The sequence below is a fragment of the Occallatibacter sp. genome (genome assembly GCF_049510455.1).
In the GTDB taxonomy this organism is placed as follows: Bacteria; Acidobacteriota; Terriglobia; order Terriglobales; family Acidobacteriaceae; genus Telmatobacter.
Genome location: NZ_JBEKYX010000004.1, coordinates 45,446 through 57,844, shown reverse-complemented (window position 1 = coordinate 57,844; position 12,399 = coordinate 45,446). Strand labels below are relative to the sequence as shown.

Below are 12,399 nucleotides of genomic sequence, written 5' to 3'. Positions count from 1 at the left end.
CCCGTCCCTGTGGCGATCGTAAGCCGCAGGGATGGGCTCGTTTGCTTAGACCACGATGGTGTTCAGGAAGTTCCACGACTGCGCGTAGGCGTCCAGGGTTGAGTCGTTGATGTTGCGTCCGGGCACGACCAAAAGCCTGCCGGAAAGAGTATTACTCATCACGGAGATGACGGCCTGCTGCACCAGGTCGTCGTTGAGATAGAGGCTTGGTCCAAAGCCGTCTGTGAAGTTGCCATTGGTGACCAGGTTTGCTGAAACAACAGCGCGGCTCACGGAAACAACGATGACCAGGTAGTAGTACATGCTCGGGAAGTAGCCGATGACAGAAACCGCCTCACGGTTCAGATTGGTCTCGGCTCCTTGAGCTCCGTCGATATTGGCGAAGGTGCTGTTCGCCACGATTTCTCCCTCGATGCGATTGGCAGTCATCACGAGCGAACCCGAGTTGTCGTTCACGATGCTGTCGCTTTCGAAGATCAGCAGACCCGGCGCGGTGAGGCCGTGCAACTCGTTATTCTGCACGCGAAGCTGCGGCTGGGAAAATCCGAGATTCGCGTATCCCTGCATGGCGAGCTGCGCAAGTTGATCGAAGAAGCTCACCGAGCCGCTTTCATTGCCGGAGCCTAGATATGGAACTCCGGTCCAGAGCGGGCTAAGGGATGCGGCGGAGATTTTGGCATTCTGGTCGGAGCCAACGGTTGTTCCAGTGAACTGCACGACGATTTGACCAGCGCCGTTCGGCACTATGCCGGAGAACGTCTGGTCATCGGCCTCCAAGGCTTCGCCCGCATCGGCGACGATGTCGAAGTCGTTGAGAACCGGCGCGCCATTGACGGTGACGTCGAAGACGCGAACACCTTTGTTGCTCTGATTGTCGACGTAAAAGATCTCGGCAAATTTGAGCGTCAGCGAGTAGTAGCCCGAGGGAAGGCTATTGAATGTATAGGTAAAGGAGTTGCCATAACGCTCGGACTGATACAGCGCGGGATCACTGGTGCCGGTCACGTTGGGCAGGGGAATGGGATGCGCAAGAGCGCCACCGCTTACGGTGACGTTCGATGCGGAGGCATCCGGCAGCCAGACATTGCCTTGCGAGTCGGTGTAATTACTGGTTCCGGTGTAGATGTATGTGGAGGCTGGCGCTGCAACAACGGTAGTGGGGGTGGACGTATCATTCTGCGGCAGAGGGTAACCCAACGCCACCGTTGCGCCGAGCAGCGCAAGGTTCTGAGGATCGGTTAGAAGTTGCTGCGTCAGTGCAGACGAGACGATCCAGATACCCGCACGGCAGCTCGTGGTGGTATTGCCGATAGCATCAAGGCTTCCCGGCTCGCCTAACAATAGGGCGGCTGCCGTGAGGCGGGCGAAGGTGTTGTTGCGGAGCCTGGAGGTGTCGAGCGTAGCCGCAAGTACGGTTCCTCCCTGCGAGGCAAGCGTGGCTTGAGAGGTGTTACCGAAGCTGAAGATGTTCTGGAGTTGGCCGCCGATGTTTTGCAGTCCTATTTCGCCGAGAACGGGCCGCTCGCCTGTGATGCCGAGATTCAGTGTGGGCGCATTCGCCGCAAGCTGCGCTTCTGTTGGGGTTTCTGTTTTGGCTGGAGCCTGAGCTTCTGTCTTAGCCGGGGCTTGTGCGGCTTCTGTCTCGGCACGGGCTTTGAGTTTCGGTACCTCGTTGATGAGATTTCGCTCAGCCGCGGATTGATCTACAAATATGGTGGTTGGAACACCGAAGGAGACGGTGGAGGCGAGCAACACGCCGGTTGTGAAGACATCGGAAGATGGTCGATCGATGGTTCTGGCGACGAACTCATTGTTGTCGATTGTCAGGCCGGAGCTTTGTCCGTTCAGGAAGATGGCTGCCGCAAAGAGCGAGGAGTATTGCGTGCCTTTTCCTTCCGCTGAGTAACCCAGTTCAAAGGCGCATTGAGTGATGGAGATTGTAGTTCCGCTAACGCCCCGGATGCCGATGGAGACGAAGAGATTCTGTACCATGGAGGCGACTGAAGAGTCGAGTGATGAGAGGGCCTGTCCTGCGAAGGTGGTTGCGGAATAGTTTGTCACCGGCACCAGAAAATTGAGCCCCGTGAACTTAATGGAGCTCGATTGATCGAGGACAATGAGGCCGTCGGAAAAATTGGATTCGTTGCCCTGGAGAGCCTGAATATTCACCGAGCCGGGCTGACAGGCTTCAATCGTGATGTTCTGGTATGCCGAAGTAAGACGCAGTGGGGCAGGCAAGCTGTAAGTTCCCGCCTCCAGGCAGATGATTGTCGGTGTGGACTGATTCTGATGCTGATCGAGAATGGACTGCAGCGTCGTGTTGCCGGTGAGGTCCGACGGAGAGAGCGTAATTGTGCAGCAGCAGTCGCAGCCGGACTGCGAAGGCGGCCACTCGATGCGGCAGTCGGATGTAGTGCTGGGAAACGTCACGATGGAAAGCTGCGCATAGTGATGATGGATGCCGAGCGGCGGCGCTGAAGTGATCTGCTCAACGGAGCCGTCGGCAGTGCGCGCGGCAAAGAGCCAGTAGTCTCCAATACGGAAGACTGTGGGGTTTGCAGAAGTCGGCTCAGGATTGAGGTCGAAGGAGACTGTGATGCCGTTCTCAAGGACCAGCATTGTGCCCGCGGGCGGAACGGGAATCTGGCCGGTGCTGCCCGGCGCATTCAGATCGATCCAGAGCGTGGTGTTGCCCGATGAATCTGTGGAGTAGACCTTTCCGGACTGATCCCAGCGACGGATAAGCGTGTGGAGTTTTGGACTGGTCTGGCCGCCGGTAAGCGGAAAGTGAGAGGAAACAGCACCGTTCAGTGTGACGGCGCGTGCGGCGGAGGGCTGCGTTGCTATCTGGTAGAACTCTCCCGGCTGGTTGTTCAGTTCGTACGCATCGTCAGTGATCTCGATCCAGTTGTTCACGCTGAAGCCGAGCACCTGATCGCGGCCAAGACTGGCGACAGTCAGCTGGCTGACCGATCCCGAAGCTGTAGAGACAGCCGCAATGGCGGAAACACTGGTCTCTACCGAGGCGTTGTCGCGCGACCATTTGAAGGTGGGCGTATTTGCTGGCAGCGGCCAGATAAATCCCCCTGCGGGCGCGGCGGCAGCTGCGCCGGCCTGGTGAATCTCCACACGATAGAGTTGATTTTCCTGTCCTGTGTAACTGGTATTTGGCGCAAGGCAGCATGGACCTGAGCTGGCATTGGGCACGAGGCCATTCGTAAGCCTAGCCGCTGGCGGCTGTTCAAGGGCGTCGAAGGCAGGAACGTCGGTTGAACAGTCAGGTGTGGTTCCAAGGTTTGAGAGATCGAGGAGCTTTACCTGCCATACGGTTTGCAGACGGCCTGTCGTATCTATGTTGATGGCCTTATCGATGAGGTCAGGGTCTTCAAGGTACGTCACATCGCGCTGCCATACGTCTAGGTATGCGAGGAATGGGCCGTTGCCCGCTGGGAGCGCGGCACCGGGCAGAAACGGCTGCTGGGCAAAGTTAGTGGCCGCTGTGGTTGTGGAGTACGCCGGTGCGCCGGAAAGCTCGGCCAGCGCGCTGTCCCATGCGGCCTGCGCCTCGGGACCATGATTTTCCGCGAGCAGGCCATCGACGTAGTAACGGCCTGCACCAATCGTGAGAGTTGAATTGCCGCTTGCATCTGTGCCTGCTGTGATCTTGAAGGCATTTGGCGTGGATGCGGAAAAAACAGCGCGGCCCACGGTGTCCAGCGTGCCGGCCTGAATGCGGCGAGAGAACTCCGATTGCCACTCATTCCAGTCCGAGTCCAACTGGACACGGCCCTGCTGCATCACAACGCCGAGAAAGTTCTTGCGGGGACGGAAAGTAGAGCGGCTGATATCGAAACTCATGACGTGCTTCCTTTCAACTTTGGTAGAAGATCCCGAACTCGAGGCCTACAGGCATGTACTCCTGGAGGCGGATGCGGAGGTCTGCATCACGTAACGGCGCGAGGAGAAAATGAAATGCTCCCATCTCGCCCGCGTCATCGGCTCCCTGGCGGATGGCTGGGTCTGTGGTTGGCAGCAGCTTGGCGTAAGCTGGGTGGCCATAGCGGAGCGAATAAAACATGGGCGCGGGTCCGCCGGGGGCCTGCTCCACGCATTCGTAATTGCGCGGCAAGATGGCTCCCGCAGGCACAAAGCTGAAGCGCACACAGCCCTGTTGTTGTCGGGCTGCCCAGAGCGATGCGTTCCATAGTGGTGGCGTGGCGGATACATCTGCCTCAGTTAGCTCCGCCCAGAAGATGCAGTCGCTCACCAAGCTCAGTAACGATGCGTAAACTTTGCCGATCACGGTGCAGCCCTGCATGGTAAGCGCGCCGGAGGGAATGGGACGCTTCGTCGTCGAATCGATGCCCGCAACGCAGGCCACCATCGTGGGATCTGTCGCATCCTGGATCGAGTCTGTCAACGAAGCTGTGGATTGGCCGTTGAGCCATAGCGGACCAAGGATGGATTGATTGATCTGTACTGCAACGCCGGAGGGTTCGATTAGAACCGATGGCAACCCTGCATACGTAGTCTGTGGCTCATCATTGGATTGGAGGGCCCAGCCGGGAACAATGGTGCAATGTGTGATGCTGAGGCTAGCTAGCGCGTTTGCAGCAGGCACGTGAACCAGGGACGACGGCGTGGTCGCGCCAGAGGCCGGTGCGTACGCAATAAGCAACCCGTTCATGTCGAAGGCGGATTCCGCAACGCCATTACTTGAGGCGCCGGTGATGGAAATTTCGCCGCCAAGCAGCAGTGTGGGCCGGGACTCGTCCGCAGCACGCAACTCAATGTGGCCATTGGCACGGACGTTGATGTTGAGGCCGTTTGGCTCGGGGTAGATCGCGGAGTTGCTGATCTCTACAACACCGTCTCCGGAGAGAGCGGCCAGCGCTTCATGGATGGTGGCGTAATCACCGGGCACGTGGACGATGGCCTGATCCGGAGAAGCCAGGAAGGTAGCGGAGCGTGGATATTCGCCGCCGCCAATGGCTGCATTGAAACCGTAATACCAGGTAGCGCTGAGCTTGTCAGTCGCAGTACCAGAACCGGAGGCCGGCGCGATAGCCACGCGGCCCAGCTCAGGATCGACCGCAATTGTGTTGCCGCTCGTCGGTACATTAATCCATGAGCCGTCTGTGCCGGAGAGGTTTGTGGCCTGAATGCGCGCGGGATCCTGCAGAGAGCCATTGCGGTACACGGCAAGGCTCAGCCCCGGGCCGTAATACACAGGCGCGGTCGAGTTCACTTGAATTTGAGTGATGTCTTTGCAGAGGACGTGACGGCTCAGGTAGTTGGGTACATTCTCTGGCGCGGCGAGTGTGGTCGTCTCAGATGCCATCTCGATCGGATTGTTGAAAAGCGGCGCGTCTGCGCCGAGAGTGCTGAAGCGGAAGCACTGCGTATTTCCGGAAACCGGAGTGAGTGGAACCTGCGTAAGCGAGTATGCATTCAGCGACCAGAGGAAGATGCCGATGTTCTGCACGTTGTAGCGGCCGCGCTCCACAGCGATGCGGCGCACGTCCGCTTTATGTGCGGTTTTGTCGAAGCCTGTATCGATGTATTCCCGCGGCTGCCAGCGGCGCAGGTCCGGTGCGTAGTAGTTGTACAGTCGCGTATGGTTGCGAATACACTGCGTTGTGGCCATGACCTGAAAGAACTCAACGGCATGCGCGCCCCAGCTTGTGACATCGCGCGCAAGCTGCTCCATAACCGGTACTGTGCCCTTGCGGCGGCGGAAGCCGATGGTGGAAGCGACCTCCGCGCGCGGGCTGTCTACTGACGATGCGATTCCGTGGATCGATTGATAGCCGATGAGATCTCCGATATAAGGAACCACCCACGGAGCACAGGTTTCAATGAACTGATCATCGTAGAGCTGGTTGATGTTCTCTTCGAGGACGGCGATCTGCTCTTCCACTACAGAAAGGAGTGACTGCAGCGGCCCCATCTCCGCGCCGGCAGATGCGGCAAGCTGCGCGTCGCGCAAACGATAAAGCGCGGGCAGAAGATAAAAAAGTGTCTGGCGCTGCTGAAGCACCGGTGTGCTCATGACATCACTCCCAGGACAACGGATTTCGGATCGGGATCGAGGACCAGAATCTCGGCAGGCAGCGGAAGTGCCTGCGCGTTGGCGACTGGCAGATAGGGGCAGATGCGCGTCGACATATCTGAGAATGGCCGCGGCACCGTTACCTGCTGCGACATCCAGCTGTTCCAATTGGAGACGGTAAAGCCTCCGAAGAGATTCGCGAGGTCGCCGCCTTCACTGCTGGCAATCACTGAAAGATTCGTGACATTTACGGCAATTACGCCGGCAACGCCTTGAATGTCTGCGGCAATTTCATCGGTGGAGATGCCCTGGCCGAAGGTGCGATTCGCAAATGAGTACGTGCTGACGAGCATCTGGCGAATCTGCGTTTCAACGGTCGGCTGAACGTAGCCGGGGTCGTACATTACGTTCGCTGAGAAACCAAAAAGTGTCTCAATGAAGGACTGCACGGAAATGGGGATCAGCGGATTGCCATAGCTCTGCAACGAGGAAATCAGATTCTCAAGCGTGGGATTGCTGGAATCGAGCGCCGTGCCACCGTTGGCGGCAACGGTGAGGAACACACCACGTGCATTGCCGCTGGGAATCCAGATTGCATACGCTTTCGCGATACCCGCAAAGATAGACGCAAAGTTCTGGTAGTCCGCAATGGAGACAGCGCGGCCAAGCGTGAGCACGGTCTGGGGAGCATTGGAGCGCACGTCATCAATGGACTGCGGATCAGCGCCGCCTGTAGCCGCTTGCGGATTGGTGACTCCGCTTACGCCAAGTGGACGCTGCATGAGAGTGGTGATTGCGTCACTGGCGACGTTTCCGGCCGAGCCCGAACCAGTGCGATATGTTGCGATGATATTGTTCTGGCCGGTTGGCAAGGTTGCGCCTTCCACACCGTCACCGAACAAAACATCGCTCGTTCCATCCGACTGGTTCTGGATGGTGAAGACCTGTGCAGTGGCAGCTTGCTCATAGAGGCTTGGAGCTTCAGTCCATGCCACGCCGTTGGCGCGAACGGTGAGTGTGCTCTGGTAGCCGTTTGGCGTATCGGCCTGCACATAGGTAAGAGGCTTTTGGCGTAGCGTGAAGCTCTGGTTCGGCGTTGCAGCGCTGCCGTTGCCCATGATCTGACTGACAGTGGCCCCCGCGGTAGCGAGCGCTACGTTTGCGTTTACCGTGGCTGTCGACCGGCAGTAGCAGTTGAGCAATGGGTTTTGCAGCTGGAACTGAGTATTTGGAGTGGAGCTATTGGTTGCAGTGACGCCGACAGCCTGCGATATCAGAGCGCACTCGGAGATTTCAGGATCGCTGGACGCTTGCGCGACAAGGGAGAAGTAACTGAGATACAGCGGCACTGAAGCGCTCGTTCCTTGTAAAGTGCCGGTGCGCCCGCTGGCATCTGTGACCTTGAGTGTCAGAGCATAGGTAGATCCTGACCATGAAGGAACCGAACCATCCGAACTGAAGGGCAGCGGCGGCGGCGCGATGAGTGTGAAGGTATCGCCGGGGTTGAGGCCGACTGGCGTAGATTCGTCATCCGGAACAAAGTGAAGATTTGCGACACCCGCATTCAACGCGATCTTCTGCGCCGTGCCGCTGATGGCTATAACCGTGGCTCCGATCAGATCAGGCTGCAGCGCCTGAATATCAATCAGCGTTCCGTAGAGCGGGTGGTCAAGCGGCTGCAGCGTGGGAGTGAGCTGATCTGTCTGCGCGAAGACCATTGCTGTACGCGCGTTGTAATTGCTCAGGTCAGTTGTTGTGTCCGGGGTGACGCGCGTGATCTTGGCACTCATGCCAAAGTTGCTGCGCGATACTGGCGTGATCGTTTGTGCCTGGTAAAGATCGACACTGGTGGTGACGGTTGTTGTTGATGCTCTCTCTGGCGGTAAATGTTTTTCAGTGACTCCGTGACTCAGGCCGGTGTTCACTTTTTCCCTGGAGATGCGGGCCGTCTCAAACTTCACGCCACTGGATGACAACTCGCTTAGCTCGCTCGATAGGCTCGACGAGGCGGAAGTTGTCTGCTGCATCAACGCCACCCAACTGCCGATAGCAATCTTTGAGTAAGATGAGTCAAGATCGATCGTCGAAGAGGGATTTAGACCTGCCCAGTCGCCATCGCTGCCAAAGTCGCTGGTAGGCAAAGTGAGGTTGGTTTTGTCGAGAATGTTTGGATCAATGGCGTTGTAGCCAAAGAGCGCTGCGCGCTGGCGGAACGCATAGAGCAGCGGGCTCGTCGAGGTCAGCGAAGTGGCCGAGGGCTGCGGGTCGGACCACGCTATCCAGGTGCGGCTGTTTGCCGTATCGGTTTTGACCGTGGTGAGAGACAGCACCACCCAGTCGCTGCTGGAGGAGTTCGTAGCGCGTGCGCCGAGCATCAGAATCATGTCGCCGGGATTCAATTGCGTGGCCGTTCCCGCAAGATACATGCCATTCGCAGAGCTGGGTGTCCACGGCAACGCGGTAAGTACGGGGAGCGCATTCCAGTCGGCCTTTGCAGGAATCGGCGCTGAAGTCTCAAAGGTCTGCGGTGTCTGTCCTTGTCCTGGAACGCTCTGCACCTGCGTGGCAGTGGGAATGGTGATTGGAGGCGCAGTCGGATCGCTGGGGGTTCCAGGAGTTGTCTTCAACGTAAATGCGAGATATACCGAGGCAGAGATCCCCGGCGCGGGTTGATAGCCGATGAGCTGCGACAACGAGGTGAGCGATTGTAGCTGCTGCGCGGTGCGGAGATAGCTCTCATTGACCAGCCGCTCCTGATAGAAGGAGAGAATATCGAGCATTACCGCAGAGGCATCGAGAAATGCAATCGTGAAGTCATCGTCGTCGCGCGTCTTTAAAGAGGCTAACGCGGGATAAGCGGCAGACGAGAGCCGCGCGAGCATGGATTCCTTGAACGTGGCCCACGTGCCCGTGCGATACGATATTGCCGGTTGTCCCTGCGTATTCGTGATCAACTGCGGAGTCTGGATGCTTGTGCCTGCGCAGCAGCCGCAGGTAGAACCGGAAGAGCAAGTGCAACTCATTTTCCGCCCTCCATTACAAAGCTGAGCTGGCCGTGGCTCGGAAAGCTCGGATTATTCTCAAGCCGCGCAATCTGCAACGGGCCAAGATCGATCTCTCCTGATTGCAGATAAGAGGTGTCGTTCACTCCCTGCATCTGAAATGTGGTGGCCGTGACCGCGTTTACTCCGGGCACTGCGCGCGCCGCCGCATAGATGGGGCTGAGGTATACGGCCTGGCCGAAGGTGAAATTACCCGCGTTAAAGAAACCGCCCTGCTGGCTACCGAACACAGTCGAGAGCGCGGTTTCAACGTCGCGCATAAAGTAGTCGGGATCGACGCAGACTTCCAGAGTGATTTGAAGCGAGACATACTGCGGACCATCGAGTTGCAGATCTTCTCCAGCAAGGCGCAGTGCATTGACGGTAGAGGTAACGCTCTTGATCTGCGCCGTGGCTAACTGTCCGCCGGTCTGCTGGCCGTTTGTCTGGCCACTGGTTTGGGGCTCGGCTGCGATGAAGACTGTGTACCAGCTTCCCGTCCAGCGAAGTGAAGCAACTGCCTGCTCGACGAGCGGGTTTGACTCCGCTGCTGCCTCGTAATCGGGCATGGTTATAGCGCGCTCCTGCGTGAAGAATGCCTGCGGCGCACGGCGGCGAATTTGATCCGCAGTTTCCGGATCGGTTCCTCCGCTTGCTGGTAACGGATTTGTGCAGCCCGCGATGCGCGCATCACCCGCTGCCAGATTCTTCAGGCTCTCGGCGCCTACATTACCGGCTGCGCCGTTGCCGATGCGATACGTGGCTGTGAAGACTGTGTTTGTCGCAGGAAGTTTACCGTTTGTGTCGTCGCCAAAGCGCAGCGTCGCACTCAAATTCGATTCGACTTCCACAACAAAGTTGGTGTCGGCGGAGCCGCTTGAGAGCAGATCTTGCTCAGGCGTCCAGGTTTGCGTCACGCTATTCAGCGTGCCGGAGAGTGAAATCGCCGGAATAGCGTTAGATGGATTGAGATTCAGCAGTTCAGAGGCCGACAAGGAAGAATCGAGCGATTGCGCAAAGCTCTGCACCAGCACCAGCGCAGATTCTGAATCAATCTCATCTGCCGCAGTGGCAGACAAGAGATTCGTGAACTGCTCCACTGGAACGGGCAGAGTAACGCCGATTGCGGCAGCAGGATTGTAGATGATGTCGAGATCGAAGTACGCGGGGTTTGCATTGGGCTGGGCTGTTACGGCGAAGAGCCCGAGCCATGCATCCGGCGCCGTGGGCTGCACGGTCAGATACGTTACCGGAGTGGCGCTGGTGTCCTGCAGGTTGACTGAGCCAGTGGCGGAAAGCATGGTTGGTGCTGCCGGAAACCCTACAGGGGCAGGCGCGCTGGTTGGAGCTGTGAGGCGGATGAACTGAGATGCAGCGTTGACCTTTGTAACAACATAAGCAGGATCGGCTGATGAAAGCGAAAGATCCATGAAGCTCTCTACCGTGATCTGCTTATTGAAGCCCGCTGCTCCTCCGGGCGGATTGTAGACCACAGAGAGATCGATGTTGGTTGGAATGCCGGTATTTGGCTTGACCAAGACGCCGAAGAGCGCAGGCCACGACCCGGGATTCGTGGTCTCAAGCGTCAGCGCGATAAAGCCGCTTGCGTTGGGGAGCGGAATGCTCGTGCCCGACAGCGGCACCGGGCTTGTTGTCACCGGATTTCCCGTTCCTGCCAATGCCACAACAGCCACTGGAATGGCCTGTGTCAGCGGACTATCGGGAACTGGTGGATTGTACCGCGCGGGAATTGGTGTGACAGCGGCAGGCGTACAGCGATCCGAGGTGTTGGGATAGTAGATAGATGGAGCCGGAACGGACCCGAGGCATTTGTCTGTGAGTGTGAGGCCGTGGTCTGCGAGAACGATGTTGCCGAGAACAATGCTGACGTTGGTCACAGTCTGATCATCGGAATCCTCATCGAGGTACGTCGAGGAGATGCAGATTGAAAATGGCAGTGCGTCTTCCGGCATCCATTGAATCTCGGTAATGGGTTGTGGCGTCTGCGCAGCGCTGGTGATAGCAATACCTTTGACGTCGAAAAGCGGATCGACAAGAGGATTGCCGCTGCCGTCTTTCGCCAGCACGGCAGTGAGGCGCACTGCGCAGCGGTGGCGAATATCAGCATCGGCAGGATTGCCAGTGAGCGGACCTTTCACCTCTTCGAAGATCAGTACATCGCCCGGTTCCAGGTTGCCGAATGTTCCTATGAGCGTGGCCTCTGTGGCGCCGGTTGGCAGGCAACAGTTGCTATCGCCCCAGGTGTAGAAGTTCATCGTCGCGTTTTCGGCAAAGAGCAGCGCATCGCTGAGAGGCTCAAAGACCTGCACACCGGCGATCAGCGCGGCTTCTTCATTGTTTGCGCCCACTGCAAGTGAACTTGGCATTCCCGGCGCAAAGGTATAGAAGCGGGTCAACGTGCGATCGAGGAAGACCGGCGTGTTGGGGTTCGCATTCACGCTGACCGCAATCCATGCACGCGCATTGCAGCCGTCGTGAACGTGATAGTCCACCAGCAGCGCGTGACGGCGCAGCGAAACGCGACGGCGCGCGGTCTCGATGTATGCCTCGGTAGCCACCGCATCCTGAAAGTAGCTCAGCCGGTCACCGACGTATGCGACCAGCTCCGCAAGAGCAATGCCGAAGTCAGCTTCACTCGTTGCGCCCCAGTTGGGCAAGAGCTGATTCATGCGGTCCAGCAGAATGGTGCGGAAGCTGCCGTAATCCTTGGCCAGGTAGTTGATGGACGGAGGCGTGGGCAGATCAGGTGGGCAGTCCGTCTGCGGCTGACATTCAAAGTTCGGTCCGCACTCTATCTTGAAGGAGAAACACAGCTCTGTAAGCTGCGGATCGAAGCCGGCCAGCGCAGCAGAAAGATCGAATGTGTCTTGCGATGCCGTGCTTGCGTCGTTTACGAGCTGCAGCGTGTAAGTGGAAAAATCTCCGGCTTCACTTGTGCCCACGATAAGAACGTTTGCTGCATCCTGCAGGCTGGTGAAGTAAGCCGTTGCCTCGGCAGTTAGCGGAACGGGTGGTGTGAATGGCAACGGGTTGAGCAGTGTGGAAGGCGTTGCAACCCATGCCGCCGTGATGCCGGTAATGCTTTCGCCGCCGGTGATCAGGATATTGTCTGTTGTGATGGTGGTCGGCACAGCCTTCAGGCAATGCAGCACCAGTGTCTGCTGGCGCGGCAGGCCCAATGGGATGGCTTCAAGATCAAGGACCTCAAGAAAGTCCAGACCGTTGAGCGTGGGATTGCCCAGCACGGCGGCTTTGCGGTTTGTGTTGCAGCAGGCGTAGATCATC

4 protein-coding genes are annotated in these 12,399 nt (G+C 57.9%); all 4 read right to left on the bottom strand.

Annotation, left to right across the window (positions count from 1 at the left end; all coding sequences use genetic code 11):
* Nucleotides 1–45: 45 nt before the first annotated feature.
* From ABSG47_RS01410 to ABSG47_RS01395, 4 genes are read right to left on the bottom strand one after another with little or no spacing between them, the layout of a single operon-like run.
* Complete coding sequence (locus tag ABSG47_RS01410) at nucleotides 46–3,858, bottom strand: DUF6519 domain-containing protein (RefSeq protein WP_424165407.1); 3,813 nt, start codon at nucleotides 3,856–3,858, stop codon at nucleotides 46–48.
* A gap of 13 nt (nucleotides 3,859–3,871) precedes the next feature.
* Nucleotides 3,872–6,052, bottom strand: coding sequence for a hypothetical protein (locus ABSG47_RS01405; RefSeq protein WP_424165404.1), 2,181 nt, complete (start codon nucleotides 6,050–6,052; stop codon nucleotides 3,872–3,874).
* Entirely contained in the window at nucleotides 6,049–9,075 is a 3,027-nt protein-coding gene (locus ABSG47_RS01400) for a putative baseplate assembly protein (protein WP_424165402.1), read from the bottom strand. Before ABSG47_RS01400 ends, ABSG47_RS01405 begins: the two co-directional genes overlap by 4 nt.
* Nucleotides 9,072–12,398, bottom strand: a complete 3,327-nt coding sequence (locus tag ABSG47_RS01395; RefSeq protein ID WP_424165400.1) for a putative baseplate assembly protein — start codon at nucleotides 12,396–12,398, stop codon at nucleotides 9,072–9,074. Before ABSG47_RS01395 ends, ABSG47_RS01400 begins: the two co-directional genes overlap by 4 nt.
* Between the last annotated feature and the right edge of the window lies 1 nt (nucleotide 12,399).